19 protein-coding genes are annotated in these 20,173 nt (G+C 54.3%); 6 read left to right on the forward strand and 13 right to left on the reverse strand.

The window, feature by feature from the left end; genetic code table 11:
* Positions 1-9: 9 nt before the first annotated feature.
* On the reverse strand, positions 10-2,469 hold the full coding sequence (gene lon, locus GN111_RS05855; RefSeq protein ID WP_155302858.1) for an endopeptidase La: 2,460 nt from the start codon (positions 2,467-2,469) through the stop codon (positions 10-12).
* 139 nt (positions 2,470-2,608) lie between these two features.
* Between lon and GN111_RS05860 the strand changes: the two genes are divergently transcribed.
* On the forward strand, positions 2,609-3,385 hold the full coding sequence (locus GN111_RS05860) for a prepilin peptidase (protein ID WP_155302859.1): 777 nt from the start codon (positions 2,609-2,611) through the stop codon (positions 3,383-3,385).
* A 119-nt stretch (positions 3,386-3,504) separates the two neighbouring features.
* On the opposite strand, the gene GN111_RS05865 is transcribed toward GN111_RS05860, so the two are convergent.
* The 6 genes from GN111_RS05865 to GN111_RS05890 all read right to left on the reverse strand — a co-directional run bounded on the left by GN111_RS05865 (position 3,505) and on the right by GN111_RS05890 (position 10,225).
* Complete coding sequence (locus GN111_RS05865) at positions 3,505-4,863, reverse strand: PAS domain-containing protein (RefSeq protein WP_155302860.1); 1,359 nt, start codon at positions 4,861-4,863, stop codon at positions 3,505-3,507.
* 66 nt (positions 4,864-4,929) lie between these two features.
* On the reverse strand, positions 4,930-7,260 hold the full coding sequence (locus GN111_RS05870) for a putative nucleotidyltransferase substrate binding domain-containing protein (RefSeq protein WP_155302861.1): 2,331 nt from the start codon (positions 7,258-7,260) through the stop codon (positions 4,930-4,932).
* A gap of 290 nt (positions 7,261-7,550) precedes the next feature.
* Positions 7,551-8,399 carry an Mrp/NBP35 family ATP-binding protein gene (locus GN111_RS05875; protein ID WP_231715683.1) on the reverse strand — a complete coding sequence of 283 codons (849 nt, stop codon included), beginning with the start codon at positions 8,397-8,399 and terminating at the stop codon, positions 7,551-7,553.
* 121 nt (positions 8,400-8,520) lie between these two features.
* On the reverse strand, positions 8,521-8,940 hold the full coding sequence (locus GN111_RS05880; RefSeq protein WP_155302862.1) for a DUF134 domain-containing protein: 420 nt from the start codon (positions 8,938-8,940) through the stop codon (positions 8,521-8,523).
* A gap of 107 nt (positions 8,941-9,047) precedes the next feature.
* The gene (locus GN111_RS05885; RefSeq protein WP_155302863.1) at positions 9,048-9,497 is read right to left on the reverse strand and encodes a hypothetical protein; all 450 of its coding nucleotides are present in this window, start codon (positions 9,495-9,497) and stop codon (positions 9,048-9,050) included.
* Between the two features lie 44 nt (positions 9,498-9,541).
* Positions 9,542-10,225, reverse strand: coding sequence for a LysM peptidoglycan-binding domain-containing protein (locus GN111_RS05890; RefSeq protein WP_155302864.1), 684 nt, complete (start codon positions 10,223-10,225; stop codon positions 9,542-9,544).
* A gap of 313 nt (positions 10,226-10,538) precedes the next feature.
* Between GN111_RS05890 and GN111_RS33325 the strand changes: the two genes are divergently transcribed.
* Positions 10,539-10,790, forward strand: coding sequence for a cytoplasmic protein (locus GN111_RS33325; RefSeq protein ID WP_170302153.1), 252 nt, complete (start codon positions 10,539-10,541; stop codon positions 10,788-10,790).
* 140 nt (positions 10,791-10,930) lie between these two features.
* Positions 10,931-12,130 (forward strand): aminopeptidase, encoded by a 1,200-nt coding sequence (locus tag GN111_RS05900; RefSeq protein WP_155302865.1) that lies wholly within the window; start codon positions 10,931-10,933, stop codon positions 12,128-12,130.
* On the opposite strand, the gene GN111_RS05905 is transcribed toward GN111_RS05900, so the two are convergent.
* The 4 genes from GN111_RS05905 to GN111_RS05920 all read right to left on the reverse strand — a co-directional run bounded on the left by GN111_RS05905 (position 12,120) and on the right by GN111_RS05920 (position 15,005).
* Positions 12,120-12,536, reverse strand: a complete 417-nt coding sequence (locus tag GN111_RS05905) for a response regulator (protein WP_155302866.1) — start codon at positions 12,534-12,536, stop codon at positions 12,120-12,122. The genes GN111_RS05900 and GN111_RS05905 overlap by 11 nt on opposite strands.
* A gap of 254 nt (positions 12,537-12,790) precedes the next feature.
* On the reverse strand, positions 12,791-13,288 hold the full coding sequence (locus GN111_RS05910) for a bifunctional nuclease family protein (protein ID WP_155302867.1): 498 nt from the start codon (positions 13,286-13,288) through the stop codon (positions 12,791-12,793).
* A gap of 16 nt (positions 13,289-13,304) precedes the next feature.
* Complete coding sequence (miaB, locus tag GN111_RS05915) at positions 13,305-14,699, reverse strand: tRNA (N6-isopentenyl adenosine(37)-C2)-methylthiotransferase MiaB (protein WP_155302868.1); 1,395 nt, start codon at positions 14,697-14,699, stop codon at positions 13,305-13,307.
* Positions 14,700-14,717: 18 nt separating this feature from the next.
* Positions 14,718-15,005 (reverse strand): DUF4911 domain-containing protein, encoded by a 288-nt coding sequence (locus tag GN111_RS05920; RefSeq protein ID WP_231715684.1) that lies wholly within the window; start codon positions 15,003-15,005, stop codon positions 14,718-14,720.
* 98 nt (positions 15,006-15,103) lie between these two features.
* On the opposite strand from GN111_RS05920, the gene recJ reads away from it, so the two are divergent.
* From recJ to GN111_RS05935, 3 genes are all read left to right on the forward strand, one after another.
* Positions 15,104-16,822: a single-stranded-DNA-specific exonuclease RecJ gene (recJ, locus tag GN111_RS05925; RefSeq protein WP_155302870.1), complete on the forward strand. Its 1,719-nt coding sequence runs from the start codon at positions 15,104-15,106 to the stop codon at positions 16,820-16,822.
* A 158-nt stretch (positions 16,823-16,980) separates the two neighbouring features.
* Positions 16,981-17,400, forward strand: coding sequence for a hypothetical protein (locus GN111_RS05930; RefSeq protein ID WP_155302871.1), 420 nt, complete (start codon positions 16,981-16,983; stop codon positions 17,398-17,400).
* Positions 17,401-17,408: 8 nt separating this feature from the next.
* Positions 17,409-18,410: a ribonuclease Z gene (locus GN111_RS05935; protein WP_155302872.1), complete on the forward strand. Its 1,002-nt coding sequence runs from the start codon at positions 17,409-17,411 to the stop codon at positions 18,408-18,410.
* Positions 18,411-18,645: 235 nt separating this feature from the next.
* Here the strand turns inward: GN111_RS05935 and GN111_RS05940 are convergent, their stop codons facing one another.
* On the reverse strand, positions 18,646-19,419 hold the full coding sequence (locus GN111_RS05940; protein WP_155302873.1) for a class I SAM-dependent methyltransferase: 774 nt from the start codon (positions 19,417-19,419) through the stop codon (positions 18,646-18,648).
* Positions 19,420-19,421: 2 nt separating this feature from the next.
* Positions 19,422-20,168, reverse strand: a complete 747-nt coding sequence (locus tag GN111_RS05945) for an alpha/beta fold hydrolase (protein WP_155302874.1) — start codon at positions 20,166-20,168, stop codon at positions 19,422-19,424.
* Positions 20,169-20,173: the final 5 nt, after the last annotated feature.

The raw sequence follows: 20,173 nt of genomic DNA on the forward strand, positions 1-20,173 counted from the left end.
AGTTTATATTCATGGCCGCCGGTTAACCATGGGCTTTTTCCTGGCCCCGGTCTTAATTTTGGGTTTGGGCTTTTTTTTCGGCCCATTTTTGGACGGTAGGTCCTCTAAGGCGATGGCCAGCACCTCATCCATGTTTTGCACGGGAACGAACTTGAGCTTGCGTTTTACATTTACGGGAATGTCGGCCAGATCCTTCTTGTTCTTCTGGGGAATGATGACGGTACGGATTCCTGCCCGAAGGGCGCCCAGGGCCTTTTCCTTCAACCCCCCGATGGGCAGCACCCGCCCCCGCAGGGTGATCTCCCCGGTCATGGCGACGTCTTTGCTGACCGGCCGTCCGGTAAGCGCCGAAATCAGGGCCGTGGCCATGGCGATCCCGGCCGAAGGGCCGTCCTTGGGGATCGCGCCGGCCGGTACGTGGATATGAATATCCCGACTGTCGAAAAGCCGATCCTTAACCCTGAACAGATTGACGTTGGCCCGGGCGTAACTCAGGGCGGCCCGGGCGGACTCCTGCATGACCTCACCCAACTGACCGGTAAGAATCATCTCCCCTTTCCCGTTGATCAGCGACGCTTCCACGTAAAGCACTTCGCCCCCGACCTGGGTCCAGGCCAGCCCCGTGGAAAGTCCCACCTGGCTGTGTTCCTTGTCCATCTCCGGGTAATACCTGGGCGGGCCCAGATACTTTTCCAAGGATCGCCGGGTGATCTGAAAAGGTCCTTTCTCCCCTTCGGCGATGCGGCGGGCCACCTTGCGGCACAGGCTGCCCAGTTCGCGTTCGAGGTTGCGCAATCCCGCTTCGGACGTGTATTCGTTGATCACCTGGACCACGGCCTGTTCACTGAAGCGGATCTGCCGCGACTTGATCCCGTTTTCCTTGATCTGGCGCGGAATCAGGTGGGTAGTGGCAATAATTTTCTTTTCGCTTTCGGTATAGCCGGAAAGGTTGATCACCTCCATGCGGTCCAACAGCGCCGATGGGATGGTATCCGAAATGTTGGCCGTCAGGATGAACATGACTTTGGAAAGATCGAAGCAAAGATTGAGATAATGGTCGCTGAACTCGGCATTCTGCTCGGGGTCCAGCGCCTCTAACAGGGCCGACGAGGGGTCCCCCCGAAAATCGGCGCCCAGCTTGTCGATCTCGTCCATCATGAATACCGGGTTGTTGGAGCCGGCCTGTTTCAACCCCTGGATAATCCTTCCAGGAAGGGCCCCGATGTATGTACGGCGGTGGCCCCTGATTTCCGCTTCGTCGCGAATGCCGCCTAAAGAAATGCGAACGAATTTTCGTTTCATGGCGTTGGCGATGGCCCGGCCCAGGGAAGTTTTGCCCACGCCGGGAGGGCCGACGAAGCAGAGGATGGGGCCTTTGGTTTTCGGATTGAGCTTGCGCACGCTCAAGTATTCCAGAATGCGGTCTTTGATCTTGTTCAGGCCGTAGTGGTCCTGGTCCAGGACCGATTTGGCCTTTTTGATGTCGATCACATCCGTGGTGGACTTGCTCCAGGGCAGTTCCACCATCCAGTCCAGATAGGTCCGCACGACCGAGGATTCCGCGGAATCGGGATGCATCTGCTCCAGCCGTCGAAGCTGCTTGTCGGCCTCTTCTTTGGCCTCCCGGCTCATTTTGGCGCGTTTGATCTTGGCCTTGTATTCCTCGATCTCCTGGGTGCGCTCGTCCAGTTCCCCCAGTTCCTTATGGATGGCCCGAACCTGTTCGCGCAGGAAATAGTCCTTCTGGCTTTTGGAAATCTCGTCCTTGACCTCGGACTGAATCTTGGCCTGCATGGAAGAAAGCTCCACTTCCCGGAACAAAAGGTCATTGACTTTCTTCAGTCGCTGGAACGGATCGATAATTTCGATGATTTCCTGGGCCTCTTCGATCTTCAGACGAAGGTTGGAAGCCACCAGGTCTGCCAACCGGCCGGGATCGTCGATGCTTTCGAGAATGGACCCAACTTCGTTGGTGAATTCCCCGCGCAAGGTGAGAATCTTTTCCGAGTATTCCCGGACGTTGCGCATCAACGCTTCGGTTTCCAGATCGATTTCGGATAAATCCGGTTCTTCGATGATTTCGATTTTTACCCTGAAAACGGAGCGTTTGCGCACGTACTTGACGATTTTGGCTTTGGCGATGCCCTGCACCAACGCCTTGACACGTCCGTCCGGCAGCTTGAGCATGCGCAGAATGCGACTGACTGTACCGATCCGATAGATCTGGTCGGTTTTCGGTTTTTCGATGCCCGGATCGAACTGTGTGGCAACGAACAGGTAGCGGTCTTTGGCGATGGACTCTTCAATGGCGTTGACCGACTTTTCCCGCCCTACGAAAAGCGGCAGCAACATATCCGTAAATACGACCACGTCCCTGAGCGGCATCATGGGCAGGATCGTTGGTATAGCCGCCTCGGGATCGTCTTCTTCGATGATACTGATCAGATCGTCTTTATCTGTTTCACCCATTCTGGCTCCTGATGATGGTACTTAACTCACTCTTGTACAAAGCGCCGACTTTTAGCTGCCGTCACCGCAAAATGGTTAATAATAAGACGTAATTTTTCTTTGACAATGGGTGCCGGCTTCTTTTAGAAGATGGAACCTTATGATACCCACTACGTTTCTAATCATTACGGCTTTCGTTTTCGGTGCCTGCATCGGCAGCTTCCTCAACGTATGCATTTACCGCATACCGGTGGGCGCGTCCATCGTTCGCCCCGGTTCGAGCTGCCCGCGATGCAAAACCGAGATCGCCTTTTACGACAACATCCCCATCCTCAGCTGGCTGCTGCTCAGGGGAAAATGCCGCACATGCGGTGCATCCATCGCCGTCCGCTACCCGTTGGTGGAATTGCTGACCGGGCTGTTCGCCGCAGCCTGCATCTTCTTTTTCGGCCCCACCTGGCAAGCGCTGGCGGCCTTTGCCTTTATCGCTGTGTTGATTACCGTTGCTTTCATCGACCTGGACCACCGCATCATTCCCGACACCATCTCCCTGCCGGGGATACCGATTTTCTTTATCGCCGCAATTGCCGTCACCGACCTGACCTGGCGATCCAGCGCCATCGGTATCCTGGCCGGTGGCGGCTCTCTTTTTGCCGTGGCCTGGGGGTATCAACTGGCGACAGGCAGGGAGGGCATGGGCGGCGGCGATATCAAACTGCTGGCCATGATCGGCGCCTTTATCGGCTGGCAGGGCATTTTGTTCACCCTGTTCGCCGCCTCGGCCATCGGCACCCTGATCGGTATTCTGGCCATGGTCCGATCCGGAAAAGGAATGAAGCTGGCCATCCCTTTCGGTCCATTTCTGTCCATGGGAGCCGTCATCTATCTTTTTTTCGGCGACCCCATCGTCCACTGGTATCTCGGTATTCTCCGCTGATCGGAGGACTGAGGTCGGAGGGCAGAAGACAGAAAACGGAGGGCGGATGGCGACGCATCGCCTCCGTTCTTCAGATTGTAATTATCCGACCTCCGTTATCGGACATCCGACCTCCGTTTTTACTGCAGCGAAAGCAGATAAGTTCGCAGGTTGACTTTTTTCCCTTTGATTCCGAGCCGTTCCCGGATGGCGTAACGGTAGCCTTCCACCGTACGGGTGGAAATACCCATCAGATCTGCGATCTCTTTGGCTTTGCGGCCCTGTTTGACCATACTGGCCACTTTGATTTCGGTGGGGGTAAACCCCAGGTAGTCGAAAGACAGGGCACGGCTGAGCGGTGAAACGATTTCATCGAGGTTGGATTCCAGAATCTTGAGATAGGCGTTCTGTTTGGAGTTGATCCCACTGGTTTTCAACTTGTTCAAATAGGGGCGAATCAGGGATTTGACGTTGTATAAAACCTTGTCTTCCAGGATCTTGCGGTCCTCGTCTCTTTTTTTCAGCAGCACTTTCAAAGCGGTGTTCACCTCGGACAGGCTGTCCGTCCTGCTCTCCAGTTCCCTGCCCTTGGCTGCCAGGGCTTCATTGCTTTCCACCTGTTCGGTGATATCGAACATGATACCGTTGGCGAACCGGCCGTCATCCTGGTCGACAGCTGTCGCAATAATATGGAGCCAACGCCACCGGGCCTGATCGGCGCGCCAGACCCTGAACCGCTGATTGAACTTGAAACCCGTAAATCCTTTGACGAAAGCATATCGCAGGGCTTTGACATCGTCCGGATGAACCCGAAACCATTGATCCACCTGTTGTGGTTGGGTGATGCCGGCAATGTCTCTGGCTGAGGGGCTGAGAAAGACAACCTTGGCGCCACGAGGACGAACCGGATTGATCTGCAGCCGGAACACAGCGAAATCGGAGGCGGTTTCCATCAGCAATTTCTGGCTGGCGCGGCTTTCTTCCAGGTCTTTTTGAATCTCCCGTTCCCGTGTGATGTCCCGGCCGCAGCCGACCGTACCGATCATCCGGCCCGATTCGTCAAGAAGCGGCGCCTTGTGAACATCCAGAACCAGATACTGTCCGCGGACCAACCCGTCTTCAACGAAGCGCATGGCCCTGTTTTCAGTTTTTACGACCTCGTCCGAATCGATACAGATCTCTCCGAAGGTATGCCGCTGCCCTTTGGCCCTCTCGCACTCGGCGAAATAGATATCTTTTTTTCCGATGGCCGCTTCCGGGTGACTGCACATCAGCAGCCTTTCGCAAATCGCCCGGTTGGCGAACAGATAACGGTTGTCCATATCTTTGGCCCAAATCATGTCCGGTGCATTATCCGCGATGCGCCGTGTAAATTTGGCCAACGAATCCAACTCTTTCTGACGCTCATCAAGCAGTCGCCTCAACCGGTTGATCTCCTGCTTCAACTCATCCTTGCGCATTTCCGAAGAATCGACTGAACGCTCTTTTACTGATCTCATAAAATTGATGGTCTCGTAAGATGCCGCTTTCCGGTTCGATGGTTTCCTTTCGACAGTCACATCCGATCAGGCAATGCCGATAAATTCAAAATTCATCTTGGCCTGAAATTTCTCCACCCGTTTGAAGATCTCCTTTAGCATGGTCTGCTCGATATGGGTCAGTTTTTTGGGATTGATGTAGTTGTCCGGCTTTGCGGCTTCATCCATGACCGCGGTAATCTGCCTGACGAAACGCAACTGCATGAGAAAACTGTAGGCCTTTTCCATTTCCTCATATTCCTGGGAAGAGAGGACCTTTCTCAGACGCAACTGATCGAGTCTGGCAAGGGTATTGGTCTCTTCGATACCGTTTTTCAAGGCATAAATCCGGGCAAAATCGACAATGGGTGTCATGGCGCTTTTGATGTCCAGGGCATTTCGATGCCTTCCTTTGGATTCGACCACGAAATTCCGGAAGAAACCTAGCGGCGGCTTGAACTGAAGGGCGTTTTCAGTCATGTGCCTGAAAAACCCGGACCACCCTTCCAACGAACGAAACAAATGCTGACGCAGTTCGCTAATCAGCGATTCTTCTCCATATCCATGCCGGAAGTCGAAAAAAATGCTGGCCTGAAGGAGATCTTCGGCCTCCGCGGCATGAATCCAGTCCTGGAAATAAAGTTTCCATTGGGAAAGCGGTTGGCACCATTGGGGATTTTTAGCCATCACCCCTCCGGTACAAAAATCGTAGCCCACCTGGTTGAGCAAGGTGCAGGCGATGGTGCCGAATTGATGAAAATAGTCTTCGGCTTTCTGCGCCATGGCCGGTTCCGGGTCACGGTAGACAATGGCATTGTCCTGATCGGTTTTCAGGGTCTGCTCCTGGCGTCCTTCGCTGCCCATGATCATGAAAACGAAGGGAAGCGGCGGCGGTCCCAATTCGTCCAGGGTCATGGCCATAAGCTTATTCAAGATCGAGTCGGAAACCGTGGTGATAAAATGGGTAACGTTATTGGCAGTCGCACCGCTGTGAATCAGGCTGCGCACCAGGCCGGGCAGTTGCCGGTATTTTTCGGTGATTTGATCGATGCCGGACGCAATCTTGATTTCGCGAAGCAAAAACAGCGGCGACTGCCCCTGATAGGCAAGAATATCTTTGTTGGACAGCATTCCGACAACCCGATCATTCGAATCGACGACGCCCACATGCTGGAAGTTCTGCTCCATCATGGCCATCATGGCTTCGAACACCATGGCTTTTTCGGAAATGGTTTTAAGGGGGGCCGACATGATGGTGCCGACCGGCTTTTCGATGGGATACCCGCGGGCAATTACCTTTCGAGTAAAGTCCTCTTCGGTGACAATCCCGACCTGTTCCGGTTTTTTTGAACGAATGAAGGCATAGCTGCTTTTCGCCCGTGCCATGGTTGCGGCGGCATCCCGGATGGAGGTGTCCGCATCGCAAAACAAGGGATTTCGAGAATATATCTGGGACAGGGGCTGGTTGAAAAATTGAAGGCTGTCCTCTTCGGGCCGAAGGGTTTTGGCGATAATTGCGGCATAGGATCGGCTGAGCATCCGTTTGCCGAAGGTGTCCGAAAAAAAATCCGAAAACGCGCTGTATCGTTTACAGATATCCAGAAACACCTGACTGGGCAAAATGTGGAAAACCGAGTCTTCCACCACCTCGATGGTTCGAAGCGAGATGCCGTCGTTCAGCAGCATTGAAATTCCGCCGTAGATGTCTCCTTCGGCGAGATATTCCCGCAACCGTTTCTCACCCTTTTCCTCATAATATCGTTCTGCGGCACCTTTTTTCAGGATATAGAGGTATCCGACCCGCGTCTTTCCCTGAACGAAAAGAACGGTTCCCCGACGATGGGAAATGGTGGAAAGCGAACGGGCGGCGTTGTCGATTTCCTCTTCCGGCAAAAATGAGAAGGGGTCGATGCCGGACAAAAAAAGGCGTGCCTGGACAACACGCGTTATAGCATCCAGGGATTTGTCGAAAATGTTATGGCTGAAATTGGCTAAAAAATACTCGTAAAAGGCCTTGTTTTGCGTACAGGTGTCCATGATGACGGTGCTGGGTATCGAAATGCAGTGCACCTCGGTATCGGCTTTTGCCGTCCGCAGAGAGATGCCGGAATTGAGCATGACGGTAATCCCGCCAAAGACCTCTCCCTGCTTGATATAACCGGTCAATTCGGGCTTGCCCTGCTCGTCCTGATAAAGAGAGAGCTGGCCTCTCATGATCACCAGCACATTCTCGACTTTTGTTTTGTCCTGTTCGGCAACCAGATGGCCTCTGGGAAGCTTGACAAGTTCGGATTCGGAAACGATCCGATCCATTTCTTCCTTGGTGAGAAATGAGAAATGAGGCATGCTGGAAAGAAAACGGAAAATGCCCTGTTTCATCGGTTCATCCTTTAAACCGTCCCTGACGCTTGGAAGCTTGGGCCGTCGTTTCGTCTGTATTGGACAACCAACTGAAGGCGACTGCGGATAATTATATCGATTAAATCACCAACGCCCATCGATGTCAACCGATGGAGAAAGTGATATCATTTTATTCAGGGATGTTATGAACTTCGAAAGGGTTGGCGGGCAATATAACAGCTGTCTTGCAGCCTATGTTCCGGATGCCGGCACGGCATCCAACCGCGCCGGCAACCCATTTCCGAATATCGGGCGTTTTTTTAAAGTCGTCAGGCTTGGACCAGTCGGGCCATTTGTTTGGCAATGTCGTCAAAAGCCTTGGATACCGGCGTCTCTCCGTGCTGCTTGCGGTAAGACACCCCGGCATCGCCGCATTCGACCACCCGTGTGTCGAAGGGAATTCTTCCCAGGAAGGGAATCCCGGCGGCCGCAGCAGTTTTCTCGCCGCCCCCGGATCCAAAAAGTTCGATCACTGACTGGCAGTGCGGGCATGCGAACCCGCTCATGTTTTCGATCAGCCCGAAGATTTCCATCTTGACGGTTTTGCAGAAACTGATGGATTTTCTGACATCGGCCAGGGACACTTCCTGGGGCGTTGTGACGATGATGGCTTTGGCTTCGGCAATGGTCTGGGCCACGGTCAACGGTTCGTCGCCGGTTCCCGGCGGGGAATCGATCAGCAGAAAATCCAGGTCTCCCCACTCCACGTCGCCGATGAACTGCTGAATAGCGGAAAATTTTACGGGACCACGCCAGATAATGGCATCGTCCTTGGAAGGCGTCAGGGATTCGATGGAAACCGCACTCAGGTTCTTCGAATAGGGCATAGGGTTGAGTTTACGATTGGGGCCTAGGTCCAGCATTCCGGACAGTCCCAGCATCCTGGGTATATCCGGCCCGTGAAGATCGACATCCATAATGCCCACACGATGTCCCAGTTCCGACAGCGCCAGGGATAGATTCACCGAGGTGCTGGTTTTTCCGACGCCGCCTTTGCCGCTCATGACGATGAATTTATGTTTGATGCGCCCTAAGGTGCTCTTGATTTCTTTGTCTCTTTCTTCTTGTGGATTGGCCTGTTTTTTGGCCGAGTCCATGCTGCTTTGAATCTGTACCATGGTATCCTTGAACCGATCCTCTCGTTGTGCAGTCAGGCGTCCGCCTTCATTTCAACCTTGCAGATAATCGCTCGAACGGGTCCAGCCCGTCGAAATTTACGGTATCGGGCCGACTGTATTTTTATTCTTCGCTCAAAAAGCGGTAGAAGTCATCCATACCACATTCCGGGCATGCTTCCGGGCGCCCTGTTCCCAAGGGCTCTTCCCATTGGTACTGGCATTTACGGCAGGCGAACCGGCGTTTCTCTTTCACCATTTTATAGTTTCCGCCGTCTATTTTAATGGCCTTGCCATTGATCAGGGCATTGGCCACGGTCTGGCGCGCCTTGTGCAGAATGCGACCGAAAGTGGCCCTCGAAACGCCCATGCACTGCCCGGATTCTTCGTGCGACAGGCCATCTAAATCTGCCAGACGCAACGCTTCCCGTTCATCCACAGTAATGCATACCTCGGAAAGGTCAACCATGGGGATGCCCCGTGGTTTGAAATAGCTGATTTTCGGATTAACCGCCACCAAACGATCTTTTCTAGGTCTTCCCATGACTCCTCCAACATAGCATATGCTCTTTAATTAGCCCTTCTTTTCTATGCCCACTTTCCTCGATTGACCCTTGCATCCCGATTTTTTATGGGTTGCAACCGATGCCATCATTTTGGAAGGTCGGAACCTGCCTTTGGATCCAAAGGATCTTTCGATTCATCTTTTGGATTGACCTGGCTGAAATACGTGCGCGAATCTTTCGCAAAGAGCCAGTAGGTGCCGAAAATCGCAAACAACACCACGCCGACACACAGGAGGCTCAGCACTTTGTTTGAAGGTGAAATTGCAAGGACAAAGATATCGTAAACGACGATGAAGCAGTTGCCCATCACCACCAGGGCCCTGGCCCATTTTTTGATAAGGAACAAAAGCAAAGCCAGGCATCCGCTGACGACCGCCATCCGTAAAATGACGCCTTCCGCCTGAGTAACCGCCTGATTGAAAAAAAAGAAGGCATAAATATAGATCGGGTGGATCGCCCAGGCGACGACCAGCATTGTAAAGCCTTTTTTAAAACTTGCTGGAGCGTTCGTGAAACGGGCAAAATAATCGTTCATAAAGGCACGCTATATTTCCTGATTACAAGCCAAACGTTGGCTTTTTATTCGGCCGGTGCACTTACGGTCAGCTTCTGTCCGACATGGATCACCGCCCCTTCGGACAGTTTATTGAGCGCTTTGAGTTTATCGACGGGCAGGTTATAGCGCCGGCTGATGCTGAACAGGGTGTCTCCGGCAACCACGGTGTGGATCTTGACGGTCCCTTTTCCACCGGCCGCCGGTTTGGCGGCAACGACTTTTTTAGCCGGCTGTTTTTCAAGAGCATCCACTTTTGCGAGCGTTTCATCGGTTTTTTTCTGCAGCGCATCCAGGCTCATGGCCAGATGGTCCATTCTCAGGGACATGGAAGCCTCGGAGCGATCGAAGCGGGTCTTGAATTTTTCGAAAGCTTTGGCCTGTTCCCATATTCGGGTGACTTTTTCGTCAATGCCTTCGTACTTGCTCAGCCGTTGCTCTAATTTCTGGATGGTTTCTTCCATCTCTTTGATACGGGTCAGATCGGCGGACTCGTTGATGTTGGAAAACAGCAGCACCACCAGCAGGACCACACCGGCGACGACGGCGATGCCCAGCCCCCAGTACAAATAGCGAACCGGATTGCCGGATAGAATAGTCGCTTTAGGGCCTCCTTTTTCCTTGAACGACGCGTAGCCGTCATTCTCGTAGTAGGGATCGTTCGTGTCCGGATCTTTACCGTTTGCGCTTTCCGTGTCTTTCCACTTCATATTCGTGCCTCCATCCCGTGCGGCACCCGGTTGAATAAACTTGTTGAATGCTCAATGAATTTACTCTTCTATAAACTAAAAGGGCGATTGACATCAAGCCCAAAACCGGTGTTTTTCCATATGCGGGCGTCGTTGGCTATCGTTCGGCAGCGCACCGGGCCTAACAGTGGACTTTTTACGGGTCTCCAAACAAATGGGTTTTTGTCGGATTGCAGGTCGGCGTTGGGCGCTCCGGTTGGCCATCGTATTGACCCGGTCTTGCATTTCATTTATTGTGCAAGCATCTTTTCCAATACCCTGGCAGGTGAAATATATGAACAGCCATTCGCACCGCTTTATCGAAGAATTTGACGGATTCGTAGGATTCGGGCTCAACCGCGAGTCCGACAGCGATACAGTGATTTACTATCTTCAAAAATTTTCCGATGACGATTTGATGGCCGTTTTGCGAAAGCGCCTGACCGACGAAGATCGTCAGGCAATTTTCGATTTGCTGTCGGGCCTTTTGCGAAAGCATCTCAGTGAACCGGAGTATCATCGCTACTTTCTTAAAACCGATCATTAACAGCGTCGTAAAAAGTTCGAGATCAAGGATTGCGAGTCCCGAGGAACGGAGACGTAATTATAGCTACTCCGTATTGACGAGGCACGAAGCGTAACGCAGGTACCGGGCTTTTTACGACGCTGTTCAAAAATGGAGGGTGTATGCTCAACGAGACCCAACTGGAACGTTACGCCGAAGTCCTGCTGTGGGGGCTGAAAACGGCACGCAACCAACCCTTTAAAAAAGGCGATGTGGTCCTGGTGCGCTTCAACCTGGACGCCGTCCGTCTGGCCGAAATTCTTGAAAGCCGCTTGCTGGAGATGGGAATGAATCCGGTTCGCCGCCTGAACCCGACCCCCTTGATGGAAAAAAATTTTTTCCAGCAGGCCAATCGCAATCAGCTAGTCTTCGATCCACCGGGAGAAGAGGCGCTCTACCGCAGCCTCAACGGCTCCATTTTTCTGCACGCCCCGGCATCGATCACCCATCTGAGCGCCATCGATCCCAAAAAAATCGGTCGCTTCACCCTGTCCAAAAAGCACCTTCGGGATATCCTCGACCAGCGCGAACAGGCCGGTGAATTTGGCTGGACCCTCTGCATGCTGCCTACGGCCGAACTGGCCCGCCATGCCGGTCTGGACGAAGCGGACTACGCCAAGCAAATTGTAAAGGCCTGCTTTTTAAACCGGCGCGATCCCGTGGCACAATGGAAAACCGTTTTTAAAAATGCCGCCTCCATCAAACGCTGGCTCAACGGCATGGACGTCAAACACTACCAGGTCGAATCCGCCAACGTCGACCTGAAAATCACCCCGGGAAAGCAGCGGCAATGGATCGGCATCTCGGGGCACAACATCCCCAGTTTCGAACTTTTTGTCTCGCCCGATTGGCGCGGCACCAGTGGAACCTATTATGCGGATCAGCCTTCCTACCGAAGCGGCAACCTGGTCCGCAGGGTACGTCTGGAGTTTAAAAAGGGCGTTGCCGTCGACATCCGGGCCGATGAAGGGGTCGACTTCGTCAAAAAACAGTTGAAGATGGACCGCGGTGCCTCGCGTCTCGGCGAATTCTCCCTGACCGACAAACGCTTTTCCAAGATCGATCGGTTCATGGCCAACACGCTGTTCGACGAGAATTACGGGGGGCGCTGGGGAAACTGCCACGTGGCGCTGGGTGCCAGCTATGCGGACACCTTCAGCGGCGACGGCAAGACGCTCACCAAAGCGCTCAAGACCCGCCTGGGGTTCAACGACTCGGCGCTTCATTGGGATCTGGTCAACACGGAGAAAAAACGCGTCGTGGCCCATCTGCAAGATGGCCGTCGAGAGACGATTTACGAAAATGGTCGGTTTAAGTGCTGAGCCTCGGTTTGACGGAATCTTCGGAAAGGGCTGCAACGTAGGACGAGCCGGGTTGGCACCGGCCGGCAGTTAACGATCTGGTGGTTTTCATGAGTTGGTCGATGCCGAAAGGTTTGGACAGCACCTCGTCGAAACGATGATTGTTCAGGTTCCAGGGGGTGCCAGACATCCCGATCACCGGCGTTCCCCTGTGCTCCGAATTTCTGATGTGGTTCACGACCTGGTGACCGTCCGCCTCGGGCATGCAGACGTCCGTAATGACAAGATCGTAACGGTCCGTATCGAATTTGGCGATGCCGGCCATTCCGTCCTGCGCCGTCTCCACGGCGTAGTCCAACATTTGGAGGGCTTGTTTGACGAGATTGCGGATCATCCCCTCGTCATCGATCACCAAAACTTTGCACATGAAATTCACCTGGGAAGAATGTCTTGCAGTTGTGGATCTGATACCTCAATCGAAGACTTGTGTCAACACCATCTGGTAGTTCTTCCCACAAAAAACCACCATATGTGGTAAACCACTTGTATTTCTGGAAATTTCGATTCAGTGTCGTTGCAGCCCATGCCAACGGGTTCACCGCTGCCAAAAAACAGATCAGGCCCGGCGCTTTACCGTCGGGCCTGCTGTGTTTTTTCGCGTTGTCGATCAGGGGCTTTTACTTAAACTTTGTACTTGCCAAAATCTTCAGGGGAAAGCTTTTCAAGATACTCGGCCCACTTTTTCCCTTCCTCGCTTTCGTCAAGCGCTTCTCCGGGTTCCTGTCCGAGCTGGGACTTTTCGATCACGCGGTCGTCCACAAAAATCGGCGCCTGGTATCTCAGGGCCAGGGCAATGGCGTCGCTGGGCCGGGCATCCATGGTGAACGATTTTTCTTCGGAGGCAAAATGGATTTCGGCGAAAAAAGTGTTGTCCCGCAGGTCGCAGATATCCACCCGATTGATCTGAATGTTCAACATCTGAGTCAGATTTTTGAACAGGTCGTGGGTCATGGGGCGGTCGAACTGAATGTCCTGCAGGGCCGACGCAATGGAAGTGGCCTCCAGCAAACCGATCCAGATGGGAAGGGTTTTCTCCCCCTCCTCGGTTTTGAGAAGGATGATCGGGGTATTGGATGCCGGGTCCATGGCCAGGCCTGCGATGTTAACCTTATGCAGCAAAATCGGGTTCTCCTTTTTACGGTTCGGCGCCCATCGATCCCTGGACGCGTCGGCCCCACAGCGAGTGGGCGTAAGCTCCTTCTATCATGATATCCGCAAACTCCCCTGTCAATATTTCTTTGTTTGCCGAATGTGCGTCCGAGGCGCTGAAATGGACGATATGGTTGGACGAGGCCCGACCGCTCCACCGTATCTTGGGACTGCCGCCTGCGCCGGTCGAATCGTCAAGGCCCCGACTGGGTCCTTCGACCAGCACGGTGCGGACCCGGCCCACCATGGCTTCGTGTTTTTCCCGGGTAATGGTCTGCTGCAGATCCAGCAGCGCCTGAAGCCGCTCTTTTTTTACGCTTTCGGAAACCTTGCCGGAAAACTTGGCCGCCGGCGCGTTGGGCCGGTCTGAGTACATAAAGGCGAAAAGCCCGTCGTAGCGAACGGCTTCGATCAGTTCCAGGGTCCGCTGAAACTGCCTGTCGGTTTCGCCGGGAAAGCCCACGATAAAATCCGAAGTAACGGCGATGTCCGGACAGACCTGTCTGAGCCGTGCAAGTTTTTCCAGGTAAGCCGAACTCGAATACCTGCGGTTCATGCGGCTGAGGATGTCGTCGTCGCCGGACTGCACTGGCAGATGAATATGGCGGCACAGTTTGTCCAGTTTCCCGAAAGCCTGAATCAGTTCATCGGATAAGTCTTTGGGGTGCGAGGTCGTAAATCGAATCCGTCCCAATCCTTCGATGGCGTTTACCCGCTCCAGCAGCTCGGCGAAGCTGCAAAGCCCCTCCTTGTTCCCATAGCTGTTCACGTTCTGCCCCAGCAGGGTCACTTCGCGGATTCCCCGGTCCACGCGCATGCGAATCTCTTCTATGATGCGGTCCGGGTGGCGGCTGGCCTCCCGGCCGCGAACGTGAGGCACCACGCAATAGGTGCAGTAATTGTCGCAGCCGCGCATGATGGTGACAAACGCCGAGACCTGGCCTTCGTTAAGGGGTCCGTCGACCGGCCGATCCGTTTCGATGGTTTCCGACAGACGGACATCCACGATGCGACAGTGCGAAGACTCGATGCGTCGGACCATCTCCGGCAGACGAAAAATGGCATGGGTGCCGAAAACCAGGTCCACATGGGGCATGCGCTTTAATACCGCCTCGCCTTCCTGCTGGGCCACGCACCCGCCCATGGCGACGATCAGCGAAGGCCTGGCGGCCTTGATTTTTGCCAGGCGCCCGAGAAAACTGAAGGCTTTCTGCTCGGCTTTCTCCCGGATGGTGCAGGTGTTGACAACGACCATGTCCGCCGATTCTATGGCATCGGTTTGCGTATATCCCAATGGCGCCAGAACACCGGCAATCTGGCCGGCATCGTAAACGTTCATCTGGCAGCCGATGGTATTGATATAAAGCCGTTTCACTTTCATGTCTGACGAAAAACCCTTCTAATCCGAATTCGATCCTTTTTTTCCTGCGTCACAGGCGCAGTGCTCCGACTCTGCCAAAACCGTGGCAGCGGCGTCATCGACCACGGTCATTTCGAACTCACGGGAAAGATCGGCCACGATGCCGTCCACAAGCGTTTCACAGCCTGGTGCAATACGAAGCTGTACCAGTCCACGACGGGCATCCACGGTGGACAGCACGGCCACGTTGTCGTAGGCTTCGAGAATGAACTTGACGAAGCTGATCCGGCTTCGGTCCACTCGATAGCAGCGACTGCTTGTTTCCAATTTCACCTATCACCGGACCTTTCCCGTTTACAACCCCAACTTGCGTCGCAGTCGGTTTGGCTCTTGTTCCATTCTTTATAATAAGATATGCCCCCTGAATGGAAAAACAATGGCAGATGCTGCATCCCGACGAGAAAACCGTTCGCCTTCTGGAGCGTGAGGCAGGCTGCCCTCCCCTGATGGCCAGGCTTTTGGCCATTCGCGGCATTCGCACCCGCCGCCAGGCCAGACGATTTTTGAATCCCCTACTGCGTGATCTCACTTCGCCGCTGGAAATGACCGGAATGCCCGCGGCGGTGGACCGGATCCGACGCGCACTGACGGCCCGGGAAAAAATCCTCGTCTTCGGCGACTACGATGCCGACGGGGTTACCGCCACCGCGGTACTGGTCTCTTTTTTAAGACAATGCGGTGCGCAGGTCGTATATCACATCCCCTATCGCATGGCGGAAGGGTATGGACTGGGAACCGATTTTATCCGCGGACGGGCCCGCAGCATCGGCGCGGACCTGATCGTTACCGCGGACTGCGGGTCGAGCAGCCATGAAGCCGTTCACCTTGCCAGCGAACTCGGCATCGATACCATTGTTACCGATCACCACCCCGTTGACCGGGCGCCGGAATCGGCCGTTGCCGTAGTCAATCCATCCAGCCCGGAGGGTCAGACCGATTTGGCGCACCTGGCCGGCGTCGGCGTGGCCTTTTACCTGGTCGTCGCCCTGCGGGCCCATCTGCGAGAAAAAGGCTTTTGGAAAACCCGCCCGGAGCCCAACCTGAAGCAATTGTGCGACCTGGTGGCCCTGGGTACGGTTGCCGATGTCTCCCCCCTGATTCTCGACAACCGGACATTGACGGCAACCGGTCTTGAGCAGATCAACGCCGGTTTGCGTCCCGGCATCCGGGCGTTGATGCGCACCAGTGGTGCGCCCCAGGCATCGGCGGATGCGGAAACCATTGCCTTTAAATTGGCCCCCCGAATCAACGCCGCCGGACGCGTGGCCCACGCCCGCATCGCATGCGAACTGCTGCTGACCGACGACCACCGCAGGGCCAATCGCCTGGCGGCAGCCCTGGGCAGGCTTAACGGCCGCAGGCAGGCCATGGAGAGCGACGTGCTGCAATCGATCCTGTCCCGGTTTGATCGTCGTCCTGAACTGCTCGACCGCCCGGCTCTGGTGGTCCACGGAAACGGCTGGCACGAGGGCGTTCTGGGCATTGTCGCATCGCGCCTCGCCAGGCAGTTTCACCGTCCCTCGATCGTGCTGGCAACGGGCAACGGAACCGCCAAGGGTTCGGCCCGCAGTGTCGAAGGCATCGACATATCGGTGGCCCTGAATCGCTGTGAAGATCTGCTGGATCGTTTCGGCGGCCATCCGTTGGCCGCCGGTCTCAGTCTGGGCACCGACCGCCTGGCGGATTTCGCCGCCTGTCTTGAAACCGCGGTTGAAGCGTTGGCGGCCCGGCGTGAAGCGACGCCGACGCTTTCCATCGACGCCCGTCTGCCGCTGGACGATGTAACGCCCGAACTGATGGACGGATTGGCGCGTCTGGGCCCCTTTGGCCAGGGCAATCCTCACCCGCTGTTCGTGGATACCGGCATCCGGGTGAAAGACTGCCGGATCGTGGGGGATAACCACCGCAAAATGGTTCTTGAAAGCGGTTCGAGCGGCAACGGTGCCCGGCCAGCCATCCAATTCAATGTGCCCGGCGATCTGCCGGTCGCCGATCGCTTCGAAAAAATCGCCTATCGTCCCCAGTGGAATCACTGGAACGGCAAAAAACATCTGCAGATCGTCATTGAAGACGTGGTTCGGTGACCATGAGGGTTCAAATGCATCGGCGCGCTCCGCTGTTTCCCTTCCTGCAAATTCTTCGCCTCAACCCTCTTTTTAACTTGCATTGCCCGGCCTATCTTTCCTATATAGAGCCATAACAGATGGACTGGTAAAAGCGACCCAAAGACAGGTGAACCTCCATGGCCAAAGTTTTCAGACCCAGCAACCGGGAATCGAGCATTCTGTCCAGAATCGAATCCTCTAAAGAACACGCACGGCGGACAGCCATCAACATGGTAAGGGAAGACCCGGTTCGGTTCGCCAATCCCATCGCCATGAAACTCGTGGAGGAGCACCTGGTGGAAACCACCAACAAGAACACGTTGGAGGAGCAGATCGCCAAGTGCTTGGAAACCCTTACCCACGCCGATGAATTCGACGTGGATTACCAGATTGCGCCCTTTCGCAACCTGGTCCAGCAGCCCAACGTCGTCAGTCTCTACGTTACCGCCTTCGTCATCGAGAAATTGATCGACCACAAGTGCGTGGTGGACATTTACGGATCGGATGCCGACATCTACCTGTGCATCCACAAACAGGTCGCCAAGCTCCTGCCCTGAGCTGCGGCATGGGCCCGACGTTTCTCCCCCGGCTGGTCAACGGGCCCTTTGACGACCCGGCCCTGTTCATTCCCCTGCGAAACGAGAAGCGGGCCCTGCTCTTCGACCTGGGCGATATCACGGCCCTGGCCTCCCGGGAAGTTCTCAAGCTCAGCCACATCTTCGTCACCCACACCCATGTGGACCATTTCATCGGTTTCGACCGTGTCCTGCGCCTGCTTCTGGGCCGCGACAAGGATCTTTACCTGTATGGTCCCCAGGGGTTTCTGGACAACCTGGCGGGAAAGCTGGCCGGCTACTGCTGGAACCTGGTGGAGAACTACGAAAACCGGTTCACCCTGCATGCCGTGGAATTGCATCCCGACCGGGCGCTTTGCCGCAGCTACACCTGCCACAAACGGTTTGTCGCCGAAGGCGTTCGGGAGATCCCCTTTGACGGGGTTGTGCTCGACGAGGCGTCCCTGTGCATCCGGGCCATTCACCTCGACCACGGAATTCCCGTGCTGGCCTTTCGCCTGGACGAACGCTTTCACATCAACATCATCAAAACGGCGCTGGTAGAAATGGACCTTGCCCCCGGCCCCTGGTTGAACCGGTTTAAGAAAATGCTCTATGAGGGTGTGGATTTGGATGCGACCATTGAGATTCCAGGCCCTGCGCCGGGAGCGCTACCCAGACGATTATCTGTGGGGGTCTTGAAAACACGCATCGTTCGCATCTCTCCCGGCCAGCGATTAGCCTACGTTGCCGACGCGGCCGGCACCCCGGACAACCTGGAGAAAATCGCGTCGTTCTGCCGCGATGTCGACCACCTTTTCGTGGAGGCGGCTTTCTCTGACCGGCATCGGGACGTCGCCTTGCAGAAACTGCATCTCACCGCCCGCCAGGCCGGCGAACTGGCGCGGGCCTGCCGGGTAAAACAGTATAGCCTTTTCCACTATTCACCGCGCTATTCGGATTGTCCGGAATTATTGGAAGAAGAAGCGGCCCGTTCGTTTCTCAACGAGTAATGGGCCGCCATCGTGGGTTTCCCGATTCCGCTGCGCAGATGGGTTGGATGAACAGCAAGATACTCAGAAGCTATCTTAAAAATAAGATTGCGGTTCAAGATCAAGGCGGATTCGCGTTTCGAACCGCAGGTGCCCGAAGGAAATGCCCTTGGGGTGCATATTAGCAATATGTTGAGGATTTGAAACGCTAATCCAACACCGATATTGAGCTGGAAGATATTTTTAAGATGGCTTCTCAGATTTTCTTTCCTATATAAAATACATATCCGTAGTAATGCTTATATTTGCTATACAGCACAGCTTCATAGCGTTGGTATTCGATAAAGTCTTCGGCCGCTTTATTGCCGGCATATTTTTTTAAGAAGTTTTCCTGTACAGAACGTTGTGGCGTATAAAAACGATCCGTCCAACAGTTTTCAGGCAGGACAAAAGTAGCGACTGGAATATATCCGGCCTTTTGAATCTGTCTCACTTTTTGCGGAATCGTGTCGATCTCCGGATAGGCGTTTACCCAGAAATCTTCGATTTCGGCAGGCCGCTCATCCGTGAACCACGATGCCTCCGAAACGGCGATAAAGGCTCCGGTCTTCAGGAACTTGCGCCATTCGTTGATGCCTCGTTCAAACCCGATGTTGTAGATGGCGCCTTCGGACCAGATCAGATCCAGTTCTTCATCCCGAAAATGAAGATTATCCATTGAGCCAACGACGCCAGTCACCTTGTCCTGAAGGTTCAGTTTCTGACATCTCGCATTGAAGATGTCGATGAACGTTGGAAACAGATCGACACCTGTAATTTGGCTGGGGGTGTTATTTGCCAGCACCATCGTCTGGCCGCCGGTTCCGCAGCCGATGTCGGCAATTTTCGATTCGGCCGTTAGATTTTCAACAAAGCTCAAGGCCTTAACCGTCACGTTCGGACTTCCGGGGCCTTGCCGCTCCATGTTTGAAAAATACTCACAGATTAAATTACGTTCGAACTCATGGATAGACGTGTTTTCACCACTCATTATTAAAATCCTTTTTTTAAAAAGTGCCCGGAAACAGACCGAAAATCGTCGGGGCAGGTCCACATGAAAGGGTGGTCACCATCATTGCTTAAAAAGGTGCTGCTGCCCTGAATCTGTTCAGCCATATGAATGTTCTGCTTGCCGATGTCAGGAATAAAGGAATCTTTCAGACTGCCGGTAAAAAGAACAGGGCACATTATGGCGCCCAGTCTTCCCTTGAAAAGATCCCCTCCCCTGTCCGCAAAATCCATCAACAGGTTGCTGTCCTGGTTCACGACCTCTTCCCAGTCATCCCCGTTTGCGTATTTCCAGAACGCGATCTGTTCTTGCGTACGCACTTCCCGGTTCGCAACTTCGCTACGCAGATTCTCCGGAGCAAACCGCTCGGCACAGCTGTCGGCAATGACGCCCGAGACTTTTTCCGGATACTTGATCGCGAGAAGCAGTGCGATACTCGCGCCGCCGCTTGTTCCCATAACAAAGCAGCGCCGCCGGTCCAAATGGTCGATGAGCGCTGCGGCATCATCGGCGCATTTTTCCCACCAGTCATCCGGCCATGATGCCAACCGCTGGGACCGACCCGTCCCCCGGAAATCCAAAGACACGGCGTGAAAATCTTTTCCAAAATATTCCAACTCTCCCGCATGACATGCACAAGAAGCTGTATTTCCGGGAAGTATCAGCAAAAGCGGCCCGGAGCCTGTTTCATCGTAAAAAAGAGACAGATCGTCATTTATAAATGTCGGCATAAAAC

This window comes from Desulfosarcina widdelii (genome assembly GCF_009688965.1).
Lineage (GTDB): Bacteria > Desulfobacterota > Desulfobacteria > Desulfobacterales > Desulfosarcinaceae > Desulfosarcina > Desulfosarcina widdelii.